This window comes from Wolbachia endosymbiont of Spodoptera picta (genome assembly GCF_018141665.1).
Lineage (GTDB): Bacteria > Pseudomonadota > Alphaproteobacteria > Rickettsiales > Anaplasmataceae > Wolbachia.
Genome location: NZ_CP067976.1, coordinates 546,750 through 569,879, shown reverse-complemented (window position 1 = coordinate 569,879; position 23,130 = coordinate 546,750). Strand labels below are relative to the sequence as shown.

The following is a 23,130-nucleotide window of genomic DNA, read 5'->3' as shown; positions in this document are numbered from 1 at the left end:
TTTTAGAAATTTATTCTGTATTGGAAAAAGTTTAGGTATGCAATCACGCTTAGGCAAATGTTGGTTTAGGTTATTAATTTTGGTAATCTGTGTGCTGGTTACAGGTTGTAGTAAGAATGATATGCCTTTTCCAAGATGTATATCTGCTGATTATTTTGGTCCTGAACCGGTTGCAGTTGGTGCTCATTTTTCAAGAGATCACGATGCCTTTGTTCCCGAAGATCAGGAAATTATTGACTATGATACTGGTGAAGTCAATTATGGTTTTCACTCTAATCAAGTGGTGAAGTGGAAAGATACTGGATTTGAAACCAATGGAGATAGTTTAGTAGTACGAGTAAATGGTGCATGGACATCTTGGAGTAATAGTAATAAGAAAGAATCTAAAGGTAGTTATAATTTGCAAAGCTTGGAACAGCTAAAATATGCGACTAAGTTTGAAGGTAAACAAGGCGATAATAGTTTGCCTGACTTTCGCTTAATTTGTAATGATTACAAATCTAGTACACAAAAAATTTCAAGTAATCCTAATGCAAGTTGTACTGTAAATTGCAAGTGTATTAGTGAAGATGATAACAGAGAAAAACGCGGTGTTCCATGTTGGTTTACTAACGGACATGGTGCTTATCTTTTATTTAAAAGGCCTAGCGATTCTAGTCCTAACGAAAATTTAAAATCCATGCGTAACCCTGAGTCTCCTACTGTACATCTAGGTTACAATTCCGTAGCGGAAAATGGAAGTGGGCTTTTTACTTTAGACAGAGATAACACCACATTACAGGACAGGAATTGTAACACGGTGAGGTTAGAAAAAGGATGGAAAATATATGTAAAGATATTAGATAGATATTATCTAGATAATGCAGGTGGCTACTCTTTTGAATTTTTGAGCGGAGTGCAGAAACCAAGTAACTTTGGATTTTTTGATTACGTTTATAACTATCTAAAATGTGTATTATTGATTAACGAAAATTGTAAAAAGCATTTTGATAGCAATGATCCTGCAGCTGCACAAGCGATGTTTCAAAATATAGCTGAAAAAAGTACGAGCTTTCACAATTTTGTTCTTTCCTTGCTTGTTCTATTTATAGTGATTTCATCGCTTCTTTATCTTTTTGGAATGATAAGAGAAACTAAGCATGATATGCTCATCAGAATGATGAAAATCACCCTAGTAATAGTGCTTATATCTCCTGGAAGTTTTAGATTTTTCTATGATCATTTTCTTGTTTTATTTGTTAAAGGTCTTGAACAATTGATAAGCATAATTACTAATTTTGCTCCCAACATGAACACCGGAGGTAATTCAAACGTTGCTCAAGGAAATGAAGCTAAATTGTTTAGCTTCATGGAGGATATGTTTAATAAGTTTTTTGCTTACTCTGTTTGGAAAAAGTTTGCAGCATTTTTACATTATCAAATGTGGGCAAGTCTCCTTATGATACCGGCAATTTTTATAGGGATTGTCTTATATTTCCTGCTGTGTATGTATGCTTACATAATATTCCTTTCTGGTTTTATGGGTATAGCTTTTCTTGTAGCTATAATGCCGCTATTCCTAATCTCTATTTTATTTTCACCACTGAAAAGTCTATTTGAGGGTTGGATAAAATTCTGTATTAGTTTCTGTTTGCAATCAATTATGATATTTACCCTGCTGTCATTACTTGCTGCGATGATAATGAATACCTTTTATAAACAGTTAGGCTTTACTGTGTGCTATAATAAATGGCTTGAAATAAAGTTATGTGCTCCAAAATGGGTATTTGGTGGTTTTTGTATAATTGATAAAGAATACTTTAGCTGGACTCCAGGGCAAATTTTTGTACCTTATGCTATTGGAGAGGCTTCTCCATTGAACGTAGATAAGAATATAGAAGGTATAGAAAAACTAAGCAGAATAGGTGGTACAGTAAAGTTTACTGGTGGAGCTGGATATATCCCTCTTCCACCAGATTACATTAATAAAGGTTTTCGTTATATAGATTATCCTTTCTTTAATCCAATTCCTGGAACTAAAGATAATCCAGCAGACCACTATATTGCGGAAAGTGATATGATAGTTAGTAATGGCTGTAGTGCAAAAGATCTAGTACGCTTAACAAATAGTTTATCTCATGCATCAGAGAGGGCAGACATTATATTACTGATCAACAATATAGAGAAAAGGATAGGTGATGTTAGTGAAATAATAAAACGCTACTGTCAAGATATAAATAAATGCAATAGTTATAGGGAAATAATTAATGAAATAAGATCTTTAGTGCGGAGTGCGATAAAAAAACAAGGTTGTAGAATACTGAAACTTCATGATTTATATAAGGATCCCAACAGTGAATACTGTCAGAAATGTAAAGATTGTGAGGATTGCAAAAATTATAAAGAAAATAGTGATTACCAAAGGGTGCAAGACATACAGAGAGGTTATTTAATCAACGCAGGAGAGATCTTTGTATTGTTCTTGCTTTCGTTTTTGATGTTTTCTTTGAAGGAGTTTGTACAGCAGATGGGCTCAAGCATTGCCGGTGGTGGGTTTGGTGTTTACAATATATCTAGTATGTATCAAGCATCACCTGTGACTGGTTTAATGCAGGGATTAAAACAACAGATGCAAGATAAAATTGGTGGAGGGCTAGAGTCTTTAGGTAATTGGGCTACTCATGTACCGGACAGATTAGCTGGAGGTACAGCTAATTTGCTAGATAGAATACCAGGAGTTGGGGGTGTGCTGAAATATGCTATTAATGTGCCACGTAAGCTTGTAGGTGCTACTATTGAAGCAACAAAATTTGCAACATCACCTAAAAATGATATTGATAAGCTTGAGGAAAAAATCTACAGGGCGTTTGGAATTGATAAAGAAGATATTGCACATAGAAGAATTGATAAATATTTAGAATATTATAAAGGATATGTAGGATCACATTTGGGATATACAATAGAAGATGCTATGAAGTTTACTTGGGAACATGGTCTCGACTCTATAGGAATTAACCCTGCTACAGGAGAAAAGGATGGTTACCAGCATAATCTACTCTATAGAGCAAAAACATATAGACGGGAATTTCTTGAGAAGCTTCATGACTACACTATTGGCCGCAAGAGAGAACCAGAAGAAGATGAATCATCAAAAGAAAATAAGCCTAATCAATCAAATCGAAAATTAGGTACGGAACCAGAAACCCTAAAAAACACTACAGAAGCTATACGTGCCGGAGAAGATAGAGAGCGTCAAGATAATGAAAGGAATGAGAACATAGAGAATGATGAAGAATCGTAATTTCAAAGGGCTAAATTATTATGGTCTTCAGCAAGACGAAGATGGTAATATCAAGTTAAACGATTACAATGATGTTTTAAATGCGCGCAGAGCGAGGGTAGATTTGTTACTAGATAGCACTAAGCAAGGTGATGTTAGTCTTTCAAAGCTAAATAAAGCTCTGAATGAGAGACTTATAGATGATAAAGGGCTATCGTCAGAATTTGACAAAGAAGACAAAGAAATTGCACAGAAGGAGCTTAAGATGTTCTCTATTTTAGACGATCTTGATAATCTTGCAAACATTGAAAGTGAAGATCTATTAGAGGTTAGTTTGTTACTATCAGATCTTAGTTTTATAGAGAGAAATATTGTGTTGAATGCCGATCAGAGTTCTGATCTAATAGGGTTCAAAAGTCTATTTATAGAAAAAAAAGCATCTGGTGAGGAATATAGTGATGAAGAGTGTCACAATTTCCTCGATAGTATAGAGAAAATCAATACTTTAATTAAGTTAGAGTTAGAAATTAGAATTGAAGGGATGGGTCATGATGAAAAAAACAACCATGATGATTTACAAGACGAGATTGGTCGTGCAATCAGTATAGAAAATAAATCAAAGAAAAGCGATTGATCTTGCGTTCCTCCACAAGCAACCTTCTTTCTATTAGACTGCTGAAGCTATGTTGACATTAAATGTGTATTATAAATAATTAGTTAACTTCGAACTTGTTTTATATGTTACGTGTTATTGCGGGTAAATATCGTGGAAGAAAAATAACTACAGGCAAGAATTTATCTGCACGGCCCACTATGAGTAGTGTCCGAGAAGCAATATTTAGTATACTTTCTTCAAGAAAACCTATTTATAACCTAAATGTACTTGATTTGTTCTGCGGAAGTGGCTCTTTTTCATTTGAAGCACTTTCTCGAGGTGCTAAACATGCATTCATGGTAGATTCAGATTATTACAATTTGCAACTGCCTAAAAAAACAGCAGAAGATCTTGGAATTACGAACGATATCACGTTAATTTGTTGCAATGCTAACGGATTACCAAGACCTATTTCAAAGTGCGATATAGTTTTTATGGACCCACCTTATAATATCAATCTGGTTAACTCAACTTTAGACGAGTTAGCTCACTCAGGCTGGTTAAATGATAATGCGTTAATAATTCTAGAAATGAGGAAAAATGAAGGTTTTGAGTGCAATAAAAACTTCAATATAGTTGTGGAGCGTACCTACGGTATTGCAAAAATAATTTTTCTTTCTTCACTCACTTGAATTTCTTTTGTAAACATCTATAGCTAAGCTAAGTAAGATTTTTCCGAGGACTGAAAGAAAAAATCAATTCGTTTTGGTGGGAATAGGGTGTGTAACAGCAAATCAATACGAGTTGATATACTAGAAGAAGCAGTATGGAAAGAAATGAAGATGGTACTCAAAGAACCAGAGGCAATGACAAAGGTTAGACTTTTAAAATATGAAAATAAGCAGGCAAAGGATGAGATTGAAAAAAGCGCAGATAAAATAGAACAAGGTATAGAAAGATTAGCTTATGTATATGCAAGGGGTCATATAACGAAGGAAAAGTATGACTTAGAAGTTGAGAGCATGGAAAAGGAGTTAAAGGAATCAGAGATCAAAGGGAAGAAGCTATCGATGAAAAGAGGCTACAGAGAGAATTAGATTTTATCACAAACAGTGTAGAAAGTTTTTCCTCTGAGAGAGCTTAATCAGGCAGATTGGGAAACTAAACTTGAGATAATAAGAAAATTAGTTCAACGCATTGAAATTGATGATGATAACGTGCATGTAGTGTTTCGGTTGAAAGAACTCGCTCTCGAAAGGCAAAAAAATGTTCAACATTCTATCGGGATGCCAGTGTCACGCACTGGCATGACATCCTCTTGCTTCTATAGGTGTCTTTATCTCTTCTACTTTATTTTGCCACACAGATACAATGGTTTCACATGTACTTGGTAGGCTATCTATTTTGAAAAAGAAGGACTACCAACACCTTCACTTTTTGCATCACTAAACTTACTTGCTACTTTATCAATAGTCCAAACTAGTGGTGTAATAACAAGCGCAGCAGCCCAAATGACAGTACTAACAGCATAACTCAAAACTGCGTTAACAAATGTAGCTAATGTATCACTGTGATTCCGTGCCTTATTTGATAACATAGATGAATAATCTATCAATGATCTTGTATTGCACTTAAGATCATAACTATCTGTTACTTTCGCTAACCCTTTTGCCGTCCAGTATGACAAATACGCCAATGCTAGATATAAAGGTTGCAGAATTACACTAGCTAACGCAAAAGTAATAATCCAAATCATAGGAGGATTTTTTTTGTAACTACCAAGAGCTACATTCTTCACTGGCCCAATAACACTATTAATATAATGAACGGATTTATAGAAATTATTTTGTGGAACTTCGTTACCTCGAACGCTTTTGGTAGGAACATCTCCGAATTTAACATATTTCTTAAAATTACTATATGAACTTGACATATTACCCCTATAAAATAAAAACATAATTATCTTACTAATATCGCTTGTTTTAGAATAAATGCAATCACTACCTAACTAAATTATCTGTTGCGCAAAAGCACATATTACTATACCATCGAAAATAAAGAGGTCAGCATGAGTTTTACTTTACCTGAGTTGCCGTATGATAAAACAGCTTTAGAGCCTTATATATCTGTAAAGACATTAGATTTTCATTATGATAAGCACCATAAGGGATATTTAAATAAACTCAACGAACTGGTTGAAAACACAGATTATCAACATATGGAAATTGAGGAATTAGTAACGAAAGTTCATGGAAATAATAATACAGTTCCTATTTTTAACAATGCAGCACAAGTTTGGAATCACACTTTTTATTGGAATTCAATGAAAAAGAATGGTGGTGGTAAGCCTCAAGATGATGTTCTTCTAGCAAAAAAAATTCAAGATGATATTGGTGGCTTTGACAAATTTTGTGAAGAATTTTCACATTATGGAGTAAGCCAATTTGGTAGTGGATGGGTGTGGTTAGTGCTTGAAAAAGGAAAACTCAAAATCACTAAAACTCCAAATGCGGATCTACCGCTAATTTATGGCCAGGTGCCACTACTTACTATGGATGTATGGGAGCATGCATACTATTTGGATTGCCAAAATCGCAGAATTGACTACATAAAAGTTTTTCTTGATCATTTGATCAATTGGGATTTTGTAGAAGAGAATTTAAAGAAGAATATATAAGATGAATATACCACAAGTAACAAAACTAGATAATGGTCTGCGCATAATAACTGAGCGAGTGCATGAAGTTGATTCCGTAGCTTTAAATATACGAGTTGGTGTTGGCAGTAGAGCTGAAAGTGCAAGTCAAAATGGAATATCTCATTTCCTAGAGCACATGGCTTTCAAAGGAACAAAGACAAGAACTGCATTTGAAATTGCGAAAGCTTTTGATGATATAGGTGGAGTTTTCAATGCCTGCACCGGTAGAGAAAGCACCAGTTATTACGCAAAGGTTCTTAGAAAAGATATAAAAACTGGCATTGATATATTAATAGATATATTAATGAATTCTACATTTCCAGAGGATGAATTGGAACGCGAAAAGGGTGTTGTAATACAAGAGATTTTTCAAACTAATGATTCACCGAGCGATATCATTTTTGATAAGTATTTTGAAGCAGCTTATAAAGATCAACCATTTGGTAGGTCAATCTTGGGTACGCAAGATACTGTCAAATCTTTTACTCGAGCTAATCTAGATAACTACATAAATGAGCATTACTTTAGCGAGAACATTATATTTGCTGTTGCAGGAAATGTTGAACATGAGGAAGTTGTTCAATTAATCAAAGACTTTCTCTCAAAGATTCATTCAAAAGAGCTGAAAAAAAGCGAGAATGCAAGTTATACCGGTGGTGAGTATTTAGAACATCGTAAATTAGATCAAGTACATTTATTAATTGGTCTACCTAGTGTTTCTCGTGATGATAATAGATATCACACATTCAAAGTTCTTGATGCCATACTGGGAAGTGGCATGTCATCACGCCTGTTTCAGGAAGTAAGAGAAAAGCAGGGGCTTGCTTATTCCATTTACTCATTCAACTCTAGCTATGCTGATACAGGAATGCTTTCGATTTTTGCTGGTACAGATAGCAATAATCTAGATAAGCTTTTGAAAGCCATAACGACAGAGTTGAAGAAATTGTCTACAGATGATTTAAAGGAAGAAGAAGTAAATAGAGTAAAAGAACGAGTAAAATCTCAAATTTTAATGTCACGCGAAAGTGTTAGCTCGCGTGCTGAAACGTTAGGACACTACTACGGTAACTATAATAAATACATCAGTAAAAACGAATTAATAGAAAAAATTAGTGCTGTTACTATTTACGATATAAAAAAAGCAGCAGAAGAATTGCTATCTCAGCATGAAAGAATTACTTTAGCTGCGATTGGAGAAATTAATTCATTGCCAAGTTACGATAAAGTGGTTTCTATGCTCAGTGTACTTTAGTTATGTTGCTTATGCTCACTAAAAAGTTCAATGAATGGTTGCAAAATCCTTTCTATAAAAAGTTTGCTTTCTGGTTCATCGCGTATACCACTAATCATTTTATTGAAAGTTTTTTCGCTGTTTTGTAAAAATAAATAGCTTTCTACTAAGAGTGTAAAGGCTGAAACGCAAAACGCTATTTGATGTTTTTCTTTATTTTTAACCATAAATGCCTCACAAAATTATATTTCTAGTATACCCGTATATATACGGTACTGTCAAGTTTTTAAAGAAGATTAAAAAATGCAACGCACATGTACAAAATATGAACTAGGTATATAATTCACAATGCAGCGGTATTTCACTAATCCAATTGTTTTTTTCCTGATCTAGCCTATCATTCAATATTGCTTGTCTTATTGATTCCATCAACTTATTCATGAAGAAAACATTGTGAATGGTAACGAGTGTGTAAGCCAGCAATTCCTTCGCTTTTAGTAAATGGTGTATATAGGCTCTTGAATGTTTTCTGCAAGTAAAGCACAAACAGTCATTTTCAATTGGGTTATCATCTAGTTCGAATCGTTGATTTCGCAAATTAATATGCTCTTTACACTTTGAAGAAATAGAATCTCTGTTTTTTACTTTAACAAGTGCGCCACCATGTCTTGCGAGGCGAGTTGGATGCACACAATCAAATGTGTCAACACCAAGCTCTACTCCACGAAAAATGTCCACAATTCCACCAATACCAAGCAAATGAGTAGGCCTCTCTTTTTTTAAACGTTCCATAGTAAAGGAAACTACGTCATACATCTGCTCTTTACTCTGACCAAGCGATCCACCTATTGCTTGACCAAAAAATGGCAAATTGTTGATAAAGTCACAACTTTCCCCACGTAAATCTTGATACACTCCGCCTTGGCTAATTCCATACAGCGCCTGTTTGCCATCATTATTTTTTTCAAACTCATTTAAAGAACGTTCAGCCCATCTATGGCTCATGAGCATTGATTTTCTTGTGTATTCTTTACTGACATGGAATGGAGTACATTCATCTAAAACTAGGATTAAATCTGCACCTAATTTTTGTTGAATTTGTATAGACTTTTCAGGAGTTAGACAATAAGTTTTACCATTTATGTAAGAACGAAAAATTGCCCCATCTTCGTTAATTTTGATCAGAGTTTTTTGCTTCTGTCTTATTCCCTTTATTTCTTCCGAAACTGACCCGTGCCCTAAACTAAATATCTGGTATCCACCAGAATCAGTGAGCATTGGTCCACTCCATCCCATCATCTTGTGCAAGCCACCAAGTTTTGCCACAGTATCCTCTCCAGGTTGAAGCATTAGGTGATAAGTGTTGGAAAGTATTATCTGAGTACCTGCTTCTCTGATTCTTTCGATATCTGCAGCTTTAATGGCAGCTTTGGTTGCACAAAATATAAATGCTGGTGTTTCTATGTTTCCATTTGGAGTTTTAATTGTACCAACTCTTGCAGAACCTGATTGCTTGGTTATCCTAAACGAAAACTTTTCCATCTATTTGCTTGAAAGCTCTGCTATGATATTTTCCACTTTTTCAGGAGTGAGGTTTTCATAAAAGTCATTATTGATCTGCACCACAGGGGCATTAACGCATGCACCAAGACATTCAACTTCCTTTAAAGTAAATAGATTATCTTTAGTAGTTTCACCGATATTGATTCCTAGTTTCTTTTTAAAGGTATTTAACACTTCTTCACTATTGCACAACCAGCAAGGAGTTGTTCTACAAATTTGTATGAGATATTTACCTACTGGTTTTAAATTATACATGGTGTAAAAATTTGCCACTTCATATACACGAATATGTGGAATATGAAGCATGTCAGCAACGCAGCGCATGGCAGATTCAGGAACCCATCCGCATTGTTCTTGAACCAGGTATAGTAAAGGCATGACGGCACTACCTTCTCTACCTTTAGGATACATCTCTATAGACTTTTTCGCTTTTCTGAGGTTGTCTGATGTAAAACTAAACTGTTCTTCTTTCTCTTTCATCTAATAAGGTTCGTGTAAATCTCAACAAATTATACTTGAAGAGTTAACAATTGCAATTGTTGGTTTTTTGAGCTCTACAATATTATATTTGTAGAGTGGGTGCATTCAATTTGTGAATTCTTTACTGCTACTCATTTTCCATATTTCGCTTTGCAGATTATAAAGGTATTAATTTCTTAACTTTAGTTAAAATTTTCGTTGACATTAACACATAGGAGTAATCATAATGATATTTTATTAAAATTTTAAATAAAATTATGTCTATATTAAGTAGATTATTTGGAGTTAATACAACTATACTAAAAGTTAAAGAAGCGATAGGTTTTAACCCAAAAAACGTAGGGTTGATTGAAGGAAATGGAGTTACTTATGGACTCAGCTATCAAGATAACGGCAATGGAAGCAGTAGAGTAAAGTTACTTATTAGCTCACTATATCAATCAAAAACATACGAGTGTGATACAGGTGTCAACGTAGCAAATGAATTTAAGGGCCAATTATCTTCCACACTAATAGAAAATTCAGCTGAAGTAGATAAAGTTGGAGTTATCTTTCCTACAGAAGAAATTAACCAAGAAGGAAAAAAATACATAAAAAGTTTAATATTTAACACTTATAAAATTCAACATTCAACTAATGCACCCTCAGTTGAGCATTCAGGAAAAGTAAAATTACAAAAAAACATTAATAACCATAATGATGCAAATAAAGGCAATAGCTACTTTCAACCAAAAGCAGTAAAAGTTAGTACTGGTAATGTCATTGTAATCGCTCATAACTTAAAGGATCAAGCTTTAGTTTCTTGGTATTTACAATCAGACACGAATGGAAAGTTCAGAGCTTTACCTGGAGCAAAACACACCATAGAAAGAAAATTATTCAAGTTTAATAATCCAGGGCAATTAGTATTGGATGAAAATACGATGCTTTATACGTAGATAAAGACTACTAAAAACCAAGAAGTAAGAACAAATATCTTTAAATTCGACTTGATTGACGTGGCTCAGAAGCTGAAAGATAGAAAAGAAGATGAATGTTTGCTTAAGAAAGAATGCCAATTAAATATAGCACCATCTACTATCTATAATCCAGGAAAAATAAACTTTTTACAGTATGTAAGACGAACTGAAGGTGATGATTTAGTTGCTTTTCTTGCGAAAAAACAATCTTCTAATACGCAAGAATTGCATTTAGCAAGGCTTGCTAAGAGAGTACCAAAATCAAATTTTACTGTTTGTGAATGTGAAGATCCTATAGAACAATTGTATGTTAAAGACAATGGCCAAGGAGGTTTTATCGTCACTGCGGTAAGTGGAGAGAGTATTATAACTTTTAATAGAGAGAGCTCTGGAAAATCTTCTGAAGCAACGATAATATCGACAAGCAGTATCAAAGCTCTCAGTGATTTTGTTAATATCATTAACGGCCAATTGATGCCTAGTATTATTTCCAGCAGTACTGTATCTCCTATAACTGTTACAGAGACGGTTGTGACTTCTAAGAAAACGACGACTGCTGCAATTACTAGCACAACAGAAACCGACACTGTAAAGACTACCAAGTTAACAACAGAAGCATCAACTATCATTGTACCAACTTCCACAATGAGTAAATCTTCAACAGAGTCAACAATTCAAACAAGTACAGTAACAGTGGGGCCAACAACAGTAGCAAAAACAACTACTACTCCACAAGCGACCACAGTTGCTACAACGTCAACTAGTGCACCGATAGTAACTTCAGAAACTGAGACAAGTACTGTAAAATCTACAGCAGCGACTGTTGAGTCAACTTTTACAGCAAGCAGTACTACGATGAGTAAGCCTTTAACAGAATTAACAACTAAAATAAGTACGGCATCAGAATCAACAACAGTAGCTGAAACTATTACAACCTCACAATCGACTATGATCACTATAATGCCAACTAATGTGCCAACAACAAACTCAGAGGCAACTATACAAACAGTGTCCACTATATCAAATACTGGAACAAAGGTAACAACTCCTTTGTTCACTACAACTTTACTTCCTCAAACTACTCCTTCACCACAGCCCACTCAGCTTGCTATAGAGTCTAATAGGGCAGGAATGATAGGTGGGTCTTTGGTTGGAGCGATAATAAGTATTGCTGGAATTATAGGATTCATAGCATACAAATATGTTAAGGGTCGTAATTCTGCCCCTGTGTTAGAACTAACTAATTTCAATGATAGAAGGCGATCATCTTCAAGTGGCAATAGCGATGAAGAAATTTTTATCGCTAATAACAGAATGAGACATATATCTATGCGCACTATGGATCAATCTGAAACAGTGCTAAACAGTATATCGGTGGAGAGTAGTAGTCGGTCAAGAAGTAGCTCATCGTCTTCAAGCGGTGGACCAGGATCTTGACTGACTGAGCTAGAGTCTAAAAGTGAAAAAAGCTTATCTTGGGATAGCGATGATGTACCGGAATATCACCTTTAGCTATTTGTCTGAATGTTTTTAGTATGTAGACTGTTAGGAAATTTTCTTTTGCTTTTGTGATTTTAATGTTAAAGTATAATTTCTAGGTGAAATAAGTAGCTGCTGTTGTGTGATAAACACAGCAGAGGAAAGTCCGAGCTCCAAGAAAAGGTAGTGACGGGTAACGCCCGCCGGAGGTAACTCCAGTTATAGGGCTACAGAAAATTACCGCCTAAATATTATTAGGCAAGGGTGAAAAGGTGTGGTAAGAGCACACCATAACAATGGCAACATTGGTAGTCAAGTAACCAACACTAGGAGCAAGATTAAATAGAAGTAGATTTTATGTTTTTCTCATATCTACTCGGGTAAATCGCATGAAGTAAATGGTAACATTTACTCCAGATAAATAGCTACATAAACAGAACTCGGCTTATATTTCACCTAGGCAATGCATGAATGTCAGCCATACTATGTAAATGTATCAAACATTTCACATACCCTGTACGCTCAATTTGACCACCTATATTCATTTTACTTCTTGGCTTATCTCTTTTCTTATTTCCTTTTGAACTTAACAAAGCTTGAATTTTAACCGAGCTTTTCCTTTAACTCGTCATTCTCTATCTTTAAAGCCTTACTTTCTTACCTATAACTTTTTAGCTCCGCTTCCAACTTTTCTATCTTTTGTTGTAAATCTTTGTAAAGTTCTAAAAGACTGACCACGTTACCTCACTTTTAGGATTAGTTTTTATCTTACTAAATCTACCTTTTTGCTTCTTCAATCAACAAGTAAATAAAGCATTTCATGCGCTGTCCTTCACTTGTTCTGCTTGATAGTCACTACTGCTTTCGCTTATATTAGCACTAGAGTATTCTTCATCGTCAACATACTCTTTTAGAACATATCCTCTACCCCAAACGGTTTCTATGTGGCTTATTCCATCATTTGCACTTTCAAGTTTTTTACGTAATTTACACATAAAAACATCAACTATTTTGTTGTCTGAAGGTTCGTCCAAGCCATTGTAAAGATGGTTTAAAAACATTTCTTTTGTCAACACTGCTCCTTTACGCAATGCCAGCAATTCTATCAAGGAATACTCTTTGTTAGTAAGGTGAACTGTTTTGCCTTTTACCTCAACAATCCTGTGATCAAAATTGATATTCATATTACCAATTTTTATCACTGATTCGGGATGACCTTTAGTACGTCGGACTATGGCCTTAATTCGAGCTAATAATTCGCTCTTGTGAAATGGCTTGGTTAAGTAATCGTCGGCACCATACCCAAGTCCTTTAGCTTTATGGTTGGCAGCGGAGATACACGAAAGTATTAAAACAGGAACTTTGATTTTTGCACTTCTTAATCTTAACAGTATATCATATCCATCAATATCACCAGGCAGGTGTATATCTAGAATAACTAGATCGTAATAGTCTCCACCCGAGGAAACCATATTATTGTTATAATCTTGTGCAGAAGTAACAACGTCGCAAAAATGTCCATCAGAAGTTAAGGCATTAACTACAGTCCTTGCACTTACTTGATCATCTTCAATTAATAATATACGCATATTTTACACCCCATAAATAATTTATAATTTTAGTAATATATATAACCAAGGAAAGTAACAAATCAAATTTTTATTAATGAATAATAGAAATTACACTTATTAATTAATAGTTAATGTGTCGTTCCAAAATTATACAAATAGATCTAAAATACAATAGATATACTATAATAATACTATTTTTAGTAAATATTGAATAGAAGCTATTTTTATTAAAAGAATACTTAGGTTAATAGATATTTAAACTATTTTATACTTTTATGTTATATTTTTAATTTACTTATTCTACAGTTTTAAATTATAAGTAATACTTTCAGGAATATTGAGTGGTAATATCAGTTTTAGGTGCTGGCGCATGGGGTACAGCAATTGCGATTTCATTAAGTAGTAAGAAAAATGTAATTTTGTGGACTCGCAATAAGGCCATGTTTGAATCAATTAAAGAGAAAAGAGAAAGTGACAAGCTACCTGATTGTCCAATTTCTGATAATGTATCAGTAAAATTAGCTATTGAAGATGCAGTGAATGCTTCAGTAATAATTTTAGCTGTTCCCACACAGTCTCTAAGGGAGATATGTCATCAATTGAATGATTGTAACCTAAAAAAAAATGTAGCAATAATTTTGGCTTGTAAGGGAATAGAAAAATCTACATTAAAATTACCTAGTGAAGTAGTCAATGAAGTTTTACCTAATAATCCTCTTGCTGTTTTTTCTGGTCCTAGCTTTGCTATAGAAGTTGCAAGAAAATTACCATATTCGATGGTTCTTGCATGTCAAAATGAAGTATTAGGTTTAAAATTAATATCAGAGCTACAGCAAGAAAATATTAAATTGTACCTTAGTAGCGATGTTATAGGAATACAGGTTTGTGCAGCGTTAAAGAATGTTTTTGCTATAGCATGTGGGGTTGTTCTAGGTAGGTTTGGGTTTAATGCTCATGCAGCATTAATTACGAAAAGTATGAGTGAAATTAAGGCTTTATACTCAGCAAAAGTTGGTGACGGCAATGTAGATATAAATACACTACTTGGACCAGCATGCTTAGGCGATTTGGTTGTGACATGCACATCATTAAATTCAAGAAATCTATCTTTTGGATCTAAAGTAGCTAATAGTAATGGTTCTAGTGCTCAGCAGATTTTATCAGAAGGTAAGTCAGTAATTGAAGGTTTTAACACTGCTAAGTCTGCATTTGATTTAGCAGAAAAGCTAAAGATAAAAATGCCCATATGTGAAGCGATCTATAGATTGCTATATGAAAATACTTCTATAGAAGATACTATTTCTGTTCTTGTAAATTAGTTTTATATTTCGGTATATTGTGAAATTTTTATATAAATTAATATCAACATGGTGGCTATCTGGCACGGTAAAACACATGCCAGGTACTATAGGCAGCTTGGCTGCTTACCCAATTGTTCCTATATTACTCAATGACAGAATTTTAGGTACAGCAATTATTTTTTTTTTATTCTTAGTTGGATTATGGTCTACAGGCAATTATATACAACATTACAAAGCTCCGCATGATCCAAAAGAGGTAGTAATTGATGAAGTAGTTGGTCAATTGCTGACAGTACTTCTAGTTTCAATATTATTAGAACAAGAAATGAATAGCTCTGTATTGTTGGTGTGCTTTTTCTCCTTTAGGTTTTTTGATATAATAAAAGTGTGGCCTATAAATTTGATTGATAAAAATACAAAAGGTCCTTTAGGTATTATGCTAGATGATGTTGTAGCTGCAATTTTAGCCTTTGTTTTTATAGGAGACTTTTATTGTTTATTGTTGATTTATGCAGAATAAAAAAATTTGTTATTCACGCTTAATTATTCAGAACCTAAAGGATTATATACTTTATGCAACGAATTTGTCCAAGTGGGAAATACATGACGAATTTGATAATGTTATATTTACAGTAAATGGTACCAGAGAATCGTTATTTAATTTTGTGTTTTGTGAAGATCAATGTACTGAGCTTTCCATATGCAGAACTCTAGATTATCTCAAAGCACGAAATATAGAAGCAACATGGATAATAAGTCCACGTATAAAAATAGGGGGTATTTTAGAAAAATGCGAAATAAAACACGTTAGCACACCAAAAAAAGTTTTACTCAATATAAAAGATTATTTTTTGCCTGATGATGCTGTTCCAAATTTGAAGTTCAATGTTGTAAATAGTAGTGAGCTCTTAGAGCAATTAGATTTACACACTTCTAAAATTTTTTATCACAGAATTAGTATTGTTAGCACATTTTTTCGCCAATTATCGAATTATGATGATAAGAGCTCAAGGTTAAGATTTTTTCTTGTAATGCTAAATAACGAAATTGTTGGAACATGCGGTCTTTATATTCAAGACAGCATAGCTGGTTTTTATAGCGATGGAGTTTTACCAATTTACAGAGGTCGTGGAATAGGAACTCAAATGGTTCTAGAAAGAATAAAGATAGCTAGGCAATTTGAATGCAAATACATAGTAGCACATTGCATGAAACCTTCTGTAAACCTTTATAAGAGATTAGGCTTTAGGGTATTGGGCAATCTTCACTTATATACCTCTTCAGTACAATCTCTTTGCTGAGAGGTTACAAATTTTTATATTTGTTTTAGAATACTATGTTTTTTTTGTATGAAATAGTTTTACTACTAATTCTAGTATTCTTCTTTTTCTCATATTCTAAATTAAAAATTAGTAATAAAATTAAGGACTTACAACATCAAAATGTTATCATAAATAATTTAATAGATACTGTGAATGATGGATTTTATATTTGGGACGCAAAAAAACGTATAGAAAAATTTTCTCCCAATTTACTAATTTTGCTTAATACTGTTTTTTATTCATTTAATGAGTTTGTAAATTTTTTTGAGCAATCAGAAAGCTTAATTAAAAGTTTTGCTGAGGCAAAGGAAATAAATAAATCTTTTACTCTAGATTTAAAGTCAAAAGACAGTGAGGTTTATTGCACATGTTATGGTAAAAGCATAATAGATTATTCTAATAATGTGATTGGTGTGTTGTTATGGATAAGGAATATCTCCGATTATAAGATAAAAGCTAATGAACTTGAGTTAGAAAATAGTAAGCTTATGCGAGAATTGGAGAACTATAAAAAAATTTTTGACTCTTTACCATTTCCAATACTGAAGTACAATAAGAATAAAAAAGTAAGGTTTTATAACTTATTTTATGATAAATATATAGGCAGCTCTAAAAAATTTACTGTTGCAAGTGGCTCCTATAACGTAAAACCAGGAGAGTGTGTAATAACTTACAAGAATGAACCTAAGGTTTTTAATTTTGTTGAAGTTCCAATGCAAAATTCTAATAGCATAGTAATGTATGGAAAAGATATTAGTGATGAAAAAAAATTACATACTGAGCTAAGCAATTGTTTAGCTGCACAAGAAAGTTTGCTTGAGAAGCTATCGATTGCTGTAGCGATATATAGTAAGAATCAAAAGCTAAAATTTTATAATAATGCTTTTATAAAAACTTTTCAGTTTGATCCAAAATTTTTGGAGTCTTATCCAACTTATCACGAGATTATGCTTCACCTATTTGAATCTAAAAAGCTTTTAGGAAAAAAGGATTTTCAAACTATTAATAATCAAAGACATGAATTGTTTAAAAGATTACTGGAATCATATGGTGAAACAATACATTTCATGAATGGAAGAACGTTTAGAGTATTAACAATACCCTATGCTTCAGAGGGTCTACTATTTTCTTACGAAGAGTGCCAGAAATAACACTCAAATTCCTTCTCTCTCTACCATGAGCTGTTTTACTTTTGCTATCGCTTTTGCTGGGTTAAGACCTTTCGGACAGGTTTTTGTACAATTCATTATTGTATGACAGCGATACAACTTAAATGGGTCGTTTAAAGAAGCAAGTCTTTCTTCTTTCTTATTATCACGACTGTCAGCAATCCATCTATAAGCTTGCAGTAATACCGCTGGCCCTAAAAATTTATCACCATTCCACCAATAGCTTGGGCAACCAGTCGAACAGCAAGCACATAGTATACAATCAGACAGACCATCCAATTTTTTTCTATCTTCAGGAGATTGAAAGTATTCTTTATTTTGTAAGGCAGATTTATCTGTTTGTAACCAAGGTTTAATCGATTTGTATTGCTCATAAAATTGGCTTAGATCTGGAACTAGATCCTTTACTATATACATATGAGGTAGTGGATATATTTTTACTTCACCTTTTATATCATGTATAGATTTAGTGCATGCAAGAGTGTTGGTACCATCAATATTCATTGCACAAGATCCGCATATTCCTTCTCTGCAAGAGCGTCTAAAAGTTAAGGTTGAATCTATTTCATCCTTTATTTTTATTAATACATCAAGTACCATAGGGCCACAATTATCCATATCGATAAAAAATGTGTCTATTCTTGGATTTTTATCATCATCAGCAGACCAACGATAAATTTGAAATCTTCTAATATTTTTTGCTCCAGTAGGAGTAGGATAAACCTTGCCCTTTTTATTAACTTTAGAATTTTTTGGTAAAGAAAACTGAACCATATTGCTTACCTTTTACAGCTAAAACCCCTTTTTTGTAAATAACATATTTTGGTATTATCTACCATACTTTTCCTTTTCAAATTCAAGCAAAGCTAAAATCTTGCTCTCTAAACTTTTCATTATAATTTCTTCATCTTCTTTTTGATGATCATAGCCAAGTAAATGCAGCAATCCATGAACTAACATGTGTGCAGTGTGAGTGAGGATAGATATACAGTACTCATGAGACTCTCTTTCTATTGTATCTACTGCAATTGCTATGTCTCCTAGATCACATTCACTAGATAACTGTTCGCATGGAAATGATAGTACATTAGTTGGCTTATCTATTTCTCTAAACTTGAGATTAAGTTGATGTAGCAAGTTATCATCAGCGAGAGCTATTGATATATTTGGTTTATAATGATCTATTTTTAATTCTTTTAGAGAAGCGTTAATAATATTTAATACAAAACTCTGTGGGTCCTTCGTAATACTATGCCACCTCTTATCAAGAATATTTACTTCTAACATGAATAAAGCACCAGAAAGGACATTATCCCATCACTTGACATTGGAACCCAAAAAAGAAGAATTATAGAACATCGTATCATACACACAACTATACGAATATTGTACACTAGAAATATGTCATCCCAGTGCTCCAACATTGGGATCCAGGAATTCTGATTAGACATTAGGTGAGTGAATATAAAAGCTATATTAAAACACAACATTTTTAATGTGGTTGCATTACAGCTGGATTCCAGTGTCAAGCACTGCTTTGTGTTTGATGAAAAATCGGCTACTTCGAAACAAACACTCATACAGCTGTATGTTGTGTGCTGAGGTAATATTGTTTGGCAACAGGTATTACACATCACTCATCCTTATTATTTCATTCCACTCAGTCTCTAAAACTGGAGAAACTGATAAACGTGATTGTTTTAATATAACCATATTTTTCAAAAGTGGGTTTTGTTTTATACTGTTTAACGTCACTTGGTTACTTAAAGGTTTCAAAAGTTTTACATTCACTAGTCCAAATTTGGAATTATAAACATGATAATACTCCTTTAATACTTCAACTATTCCAAGTATAACTCTCTCTTTACCTGTATGATAAAAAAATGCAAGATCACCTAATTTCATAGCTCTCATGTAATTTTGAGCTTGATAATTGCATACACCATTCCACTGCGTCACCTGCTCCTTTCTCATTTTTTGCCACGAGTATTCACTTGGCTCTGACTTGAGTAGCCAAAATTGCATTATTTTTTTCTTCTTAAATAAGCTGGTATATCATAAACATTGCTGCCCCACTTAACTCTTTCGTTTGTTTGCTCAGTTGAAGCATATTCTTTTGTTTCTAATATTGGAATTTGATTATAAGGCCATTTAAAATTTTTTTCCTCTGCTGGGATCTTGTTTTGATTAACAGATGAATTGTCGTTACAGCTATCAATGCCAGTTGCAAGAACAGAAACTCTAACTCTTCCCTCCATCGCCTGATCAAAAGTGGCACCAAATATTATATTTGCATTTTCATCCACTTCTTCACGCACTCTATTGGCTGCAGCATCAACTTCAAATAGAGTCATATCTCCACCACCAGTAATATTAATCAATATTCCTTGTGCACCTTTCATTGATACATTATCAAGTAATGGATTAGATATCGCAGCCTCTGCAGCACTAATTGCCCTATCTTCTCCTTCTGCCTCTCCAGTACCAATCATTGCTTTACCCATCTCACTCATGACTGTTTCTATATCAGCAAAATCAAGATTAATCAGTCCTGGCATGATCATCAAATCAGTTACTCCTCTTATGCCAATATGCAGAACATTATCGGCGAGTTGAAATGCGTCAGCAAATGTAGTTTTCTCGTTAGCAATTCTAAATAAATTTTGATTGGGAATGACAATAAGTGTATCTACGTATTTTTGCAACTCTTCAAGTCCAAGCTCTGCAATGCGCATACGCCGCACACCTTCAAAACCGAACGGCTTAGTTACGACTCCAACAGTCAGTATCTTTTTTTCTTTTGCTCCTTTATCTTTAACTACCGCTCTTGCTTCTCTGGCTGCTTTTGCAATTACCGGTGCAGCACCTGTTCCAGTACCACCACCCATCCCTGCTGTGATAAAGAGCATATGGCTATCTTTTATATGCTCCATAATTTCGTCAATTGATTCTTCTGCTGCACCTTTACCAACATCAGGCAAAGCACCAGCACCAAGGCCCTTAGTTAAGTTAATACCAAGCTGAATTTTTTTATCACATAATGACTTCTCTAACGCTTGAGCATCGGTATTTGCTACAACAAAATTTACTCCTTGTAAATTGGATTGAATCATGTTGTTCACAGCATTTCCACCAGCACCACCCACTCCCACAACGGTAATCCTTGGGTGCAATATGGGTAATTCTGGTAAACTAAGGTCAATTGACATTTAAATTACTCAAATATTAGTGAATTCACTTGATAACAAGTTACTGCTTTTTTAACAATATGCAAACATTTTTCATTTTGATATATGCAAATAGTGAACAAGATTTACTTATTCTTAACATTATTAACCAGTAGATATAATGATTAAGATGCAAAAAAAAACTGTAAAAAGGGACAGAAGCCTATCCCTTTTTATTGGAAGTTGCTACTAATTAAACAGTAGATGTTGATTGCTGGACCCCAAGTATTTTTTGAATTTCACCTACTTTTATCTCGCTGCTTGGTTCTTGATTCTCAACTAATTCACTTACTTTTTCAATTTGAGCTGCCTTATTACTGTTTTTATATGCATACACAGGTGCAGTTATTAAAGCTGCTACTGCAGCAAGAACTACCAAACTAGCAACAAGTGGATGAGCAACTGCAAATGCAGACATTGTAGTAATAGCAGGACTAACAAGTGTTGCAGCTTTTGTTCCAACTGTACCAACAAAAGTTGCATAAGCTGGACTTAAGAAATAAGCAGCCGTAAGCGAAGCTACTGTTGCAATTGCTACAAAAGTGGCAGCTGTTTTATACGGATGTTTTGTTACAAAACCATAACCCTGATTATAAACTTCTTTAACTTTATCTTTGATTGTTTTTACTGTCGGCATAACTGTACTCCTAAAATATTAAAATTTCACTAATGGTAGTATATGGCAAAAAAAAGTTTTCTGTCAAGCAGATTAATTTATTTATACATTCTTATTCTGTAATTCAGCGCTTCTGCAATGTGTGCTTTCTTTACCTCTTCACTTTTTACAAGATCTGCAATGGTTCTTGCGACTCTTAATACGCGTGTGTAGCCTCGATTGGAAATGTAATTTTCTTTCAGTACGTATTTTAGCAATTCTAACCCTTCCTGATCTGGTTCAGTGAATTTATTTAATGCTTCACCACTGACTTCTGCATTGCAACGAATATTAAATTTACTATAACGCTCAGTTTGAATTTTTCTCGCTGCTATCACCCTTCCTCTTATAACCTCGGTACTTTTTCCCTCCACAGAGATTTCAGGAGAAAGTATTCTAACGTTTGGCATTTCAATGCATATGTCTATTCTATCAAGCAAAGGTCCTGATATTTTATTTCTATAATCTGTGCCGCATTTTGGAGCTTTGTTGCACGATCTACTTGCATCACCTAAGTAACCGCACCTGCAGGGATTCATTGCAGCTATAAGTTGAAAATTAGCTGGATAAGTAATGTGAGCATTTGCACGTGCAATAGTAACTTTTCTATCTTCAAGTGGTTGGCATAGAGAATCAAGCACAAACCTTGGAAATTCAGGTAGCTCATCAAGAAATAACACACCATTGTGAGCCATGGTAATTTCCCCAGGCTTTGCATTTTTCCCTCCTCCTATCATCGCTGACATCGAGCATGAGTGATGAGGTTCACGAAAGGGACGAGTTACTTTAAATGTTTCGTTACCGGCTTTTGTTATGCTAGAGATGATATTAACATCAATCATCTCTTGTTCAGTCAAATCGGGTAATAGCCCTATAAATCGCTTAGCAAGCATTGACTTTCCAGTACCAGGAGGTCCAACAAGAAGCATATTGTGTCCACCTGCTGCTGCAATTTCAGCTGCTCTTTTTGCAACAACTTGACCTTTAATATCCTTTATATCTGGAACTGAATTTTTTTCTTTGGGTGCAGCGCTATAGTTAAAAGTTACCGGCTGAATTAACTGCTCACCCTTAAAATGTCTGATAATATCCGTTAATTTCTCTATAGCCAGAATAGAAACATTCTTTACCCATAAAGCTTCTACTCCATTTCCCCTTGGGCAAATTACTCCTTTATTTACCTGTTTTGCACTGATTGCTGTTGGAAGTACTCCTGAGATTGGTATGACTCTGCTGTCTAGTGCAAGCTCACCCATAATGATATAAGACTGAACTTTTTCAACTGGTATCACATTCATTACAACAAGTAATCCAACAGCAATAGCTAAGTCATAATGACTACCTTCTTTAAGCAAATCCGCAGGGGAAAGATTAACCGTAATCCTTTTTGGAGGTAACAGAAGATTGATTGAATTTAACGCTGCTCTGATACGCTCTCTGGATTCTGCAACAGTTTTATCCGGCAAGCCAACAATATTAAAAGCTGGAATACCATTTGCCATGTGAATTTGTGCATTAACATTTACTGTGCTGGTTCCCTGAAGTGCAACGGTATTTATATTTGCAATCATACTATATTATATAAAGTTATTAATATAATATATTGATAAAGTAACGA

At 34.1% G+C, this 23,130-nt stretch carries 23 protein-coding genes and 1 other RNA gene; 13 read left to right on the top strand and 11 right to left on the bottom strand.

The features are described 5' to 3' along the window. Positions 1 to 37 precede the first annotated feature (37 nt). The 4 genes from JKF54_RS02425 (at position 38) to JKF54_RS02410 (ending at position 4,951) form a co-directional block, all read left to right on the top strand. Positions 38 to 3,280, top strand: a complete 3,243-nt coding sequence (locus JKF54_RS02425; protein WP_211908548.1) for a TrbL/VirB6 family protein — start codon at positions 38 to 40, stop codon at positions 3,278 to 3,280. Next, on the top strand, positions 3,264 to 3,893 hold the full coding sequence (locus tag JKF54_RS02420; RefSeq protein ID WP_211908546.1) for a WD_0853 family protein: 630 nt from the start codon (positions 3,264 to 3,266) through the stop codon (positions 3,891 to 3,893). The genes JKF54_RS02425 and JKF54_RS02420 overlap by 17 nt, the downstream gene beginning before the upstream one ends. Positions 3,894 to 3,997: 104 nt before the next feature. Beyond that, on the top strand, positions 3,998 to 4,546 hold the full coding sequence (gene rsmD / locus JKF54_RS02415) for a 16S rRNA (guanine(966)-N(2))-methyltransferase RsmD (RefSeq protein WP_068652427.1): 549 nt from the start codon (positions 3,998 to 4,000) through the stop codon (positions 4,544 to 4,546). A gap of 87 nt (positions 4,547 to 4,633) precedes the next feature. Further along, positions 4,634 to 4,951 carry a hypothetical protein gene (locus JKF54_RS02410; protein ID WP_211908544.1) on the top strand — a complete coding sequence of 106 codons (318 nt, stop codon included), beginning with the start codon at positions 4,634 to 4,636 and terminating at the stop codon, positions 4,949 to 4,951. Between the two features lie 302 nt (positions 4,952 to 5,253). Here the strand turns inward: JKF54_RS02410 and JKF54_RS02405 are convergent, their stop codons facing one another. After that, a complete protein-coding gene (locus JKF54_RS02405; protein WP_211908543.1) occupies positions 5,254 to 5,787 on the bottom strand; it encodes a hypothetical protein in 534 nt (177 codons plus the stop codon). 135 nt (positions 5,788 to 5,922) lie between these two features. Between JKF54_RS02405 and JKF54_RS02400 the strand changes: the two genes are divergently transcribed. Both JKF54_RS02400 and JKF54_RS02395 read left to right on the top strand, forming a co-directional pair. Continuing rightward, positions 5,923 to 6,531 (top strand): superoxide dismutase, encoded by a 609-nt coding sequence (locus tag JKF54_RS02400; protein WP_211908542.1) that lies wholly within the window; start codon positions 5,923 to 5,925, stop codon positions 6,529 to 6,531. Between the two features lies 1 nt (position 6,532). Then, positions 6,533 to 7,807, top strand: coding sequence for a M16 family metallopeptidase (locus JKF54_RS02395; RefSeq protein ID WP_211908541.1), 1,275 nt, complete (start codon positions 6,533 to 6,535; stop codon positions 7,805 to 7,807). Here the strand turns inward: JKF54_RS02395 and JKF54_RS02390 are convergent. The 3 genes from JKF54_RS02390 to nuoE all read right to left on the bottom strand — a co-directional run bounded on the left by JKF54_RS02390 (position 7,804) and on the right by nuoE (position 9,829). Further along, a complete protein-coding gene (locus JKF54_RS02390; protein ID WP_211908540.1) occupies positions 7,804 to 8,013 on the bottom strand; it encodes a hypothetical protein in 210 nt (69 codons plus the stop codon). The two genes, JKF54_RS02395 and JKF54_RS02390, sit on opposite strands and share 4 nt — an antisense overlap. 103 nt (positions 8,014 to 8,116) lie before the next feature. Continuing rightward, positions 8,117 to 9,328 carry a tRNA guanosine(34) transglycosylase Tgt gene (tgt, locus tag JKF54_RS02385; protein ID WP_211908539.1) on the bottom strand — a complete coding sequence of 404 codons (1,212 nt, stop codon included), beginning with the start codon at positions 9,326 to 9,328 and terminating at the stop codon, positions 8,117 to 8,119. Continuing rightward, on the bottom strand, positions 9,329 to 9,829 hold the full coding sequence (gene nuoE, locus JKF54_RS02380) for an NADH-quinone oxidoreductase subunit NuoE (RefSeq protein ID WP_211908538.1): 501 nt from the start codon (positions 9,827 to 9,829) through the stop codon (positions 9,329 to 9,331). Between the two features lie 257 nt (positions 9,830 to 10,086). Here nuoE and JKF54_RS06355 point away from each other — a divergent pair, with 257 nt between their 5' ends. The 3 genes from JKF54_RS06355 (at position 10,087) to rnpB (ending at position 12,731) form a co-directional block, all read left to right on the top strand. Then, positions 10,087 to 10,767, top strand: coding sequence for a hypothetical protein (locus tag JKF54_RS06355; protein WP_246433243.1), 681 nt, complete (start codon positions 10,087 to 10,089; stop codon positions 10,765 to 10,767). A gap of 60 nt (positions 10,768 to 10,827) precedes the next feature. Further along, the gene (locus JKF54_RS02375; RefSeq protein WP_246433242.1) at positions 10,828 to 12,225 is read left to right on the top strand and encodes a hypothetical protein; all 1,398 of its coding nucleotides are present in this window, start codon (positions 10,828 to 10,830) and stop codon (positions 12,223 to 12,225) included. Positions 12,226 to 12,382: 157 nt separating this feature from the next. Next, positions 12,383 to 12,731: RNase P RNA component class A (gene rnpB / locus JKF54_RS02370), an RNA gene on the top strand. Positions 12,732 to 13,085: 354 nt separating this feature from the next. Here the strand turns inward: rnpB and JKF54_RS02365 are convergent. Beyond that, entirely contained in the window at positions 13,086 to 13,856 is a 771-nt protein-coding gene (locus JKF54_RS02365) for a response regulator transcription factor (RefSeq protein ID WP_211908537.1), read from the bottom strand. A gap of 323 nt (positions 13,857 to 14,179) precedes the next feature. Here JKF54_RS02365 and JKF54_RS02360 point away from each other — a divergent pair, with 323 nt between their 5' ends. The 4 genes from JKF54_RS02360 to JKF54_RS02345 are packed head-to-tail and all read left to right on the top strand — an operon-like array spanning position 14,180 to position 17,612. Continuing rightward, positions 14,180 to 15,157 (top strand): NAD(P)H-dependent glycerol-3-phosphate dehydrogenase, encoded by a 978-nt coding sequence (locus JKF54_RS02360; RefSeq protein ID WP_211908535.1) that lies wholly within the window; start codon positions 14,180 to 14,182, stop codon positions 15,155 to 15,157. 19 nt (positions 15,158 to 15,176) lie between these two features. Further along, positions 15,177 to 15,659: a phosphatidylglycerophosphatase A family protein gene (locus JKF54_RS02355; RefSeq protein ID WP_211908533.1), complete on the top strand. Its 483-nt coding sequence runs from the start codon at positions 15,177 to 15,179 to the stop codon at positions 15,657 to 15,659. Further along, entirely contained in the window at positions 15,649 to 16,440 is a 792-nt protein-coding gene (locus JKF54_RS02350) for a GNAT family N-acetyltransferase (protein WP_211908531.1), read from the top strand. Before JKF54_RS02355 ends, JKF54_RS02350 begins: the two co-directional genes overlap by 11 nt. A gap of 35 nt (positions 16,441 to 16,475) precedes the next feature. Continuing rightward, entirely contained in the window at positions 16,476 to 17,612 is a 1,137-nt protein-coding gene (locus tag JKF54_RS02345) for a hypothetical protein (protein WP_052264787.1), read from the top strand. Positions 17,613 to 17,615: 3 nt separating this feature from the next. Here JKF54_RS02345 and JKF54_RS02340 read toward each other — a convergent pair whose 3' ends face one another. The 6 genes from JKF54_RS02340 to JKF54_RS02310 form a co-directional block, all read right to left on the bottom strand. Further along, positions 17,616 to 18,404 carry a succinate dehydrogenase iron-sulfur subunit gene (locus JKF54_RS02340; protein WP_211908529.1) on the bottom strand — a complete coding sequence of 263 codons (789 nt, stop codon included), beginning with the start codon at positions 18,402 to 18,404 and terminating at the stop codon, positions 17,616 to 17,618. A 54-nt stretch (positions 18,405 to 18,458) separates the two neighbouring features. Next, entirely contained in the window at positions 18,459 to 18,917 is a 459-nt protein-coding gene (gene ybeY / locus JKF54_RS02335; RefSeq protein WP_015587883.1) for an rRNA maturation RNase YbeY, read from the bottom strand. A 339-nt stretch (positions 18,918 to 19,256) separates the two neighbouring features. Further along, positions 19,257 to 19,655 carry an EVE domain-containing protein gene (locus JKF54_RS02325; RefSeq protein ID WP_211908525.1) on the bottom strand — a complete coding sequence of 133 codons (399 nt, stop codon included), beginning with the start codon at positions 19,653 to 19,655 and terminating at the stop codon, positions 19,257 to 19,259. Then, complete coding sequence (ftsZ, locus tag JKF54_RS02320; protein WP_211908523.1) at positions 19,655 to 20,839, bottom strand: cell division protein FtsZ; 1,185 nt, start codon at positions 20,837 to 20,839, stop codon at positions 19,655 to 19,657. Before ftsZ ends, JKF54_RS02325 begins: the two co-directional genes overlap by 1 nt. A 211-nt stretch (positions 20,840 to 21,050) precedes the next feature. Beyond that, complete coding sequence (locus JKF54_RS02315; RefSeq protein ID WP_211908521.1) at positions 21,051 to 21,494, bottom strand: hypothetical protein; 444 nt, start codon at positions 21,492 to 21,494, stop codon at positions 21,051 to 21,053. Between the two features lie 77 nt (positions 21,495 to 21,571). Beyond that, positions 21,572 to 23,083 carry a YifB family Mg chelatase-like AAA ATPase gene (locus tag JKF54_RS02310; protein ID WP_211908519.1) on the bottom strand — a complete coding sequence of 504 codons (1,512 nt, stop codon included), beginning with the start codon at positions 23,081 to 23,083 and terminating at the stop codon, positions 21,572 to 21,574. Positions 23,084 to 23,130: the final 47 nt, after the last annotated feature.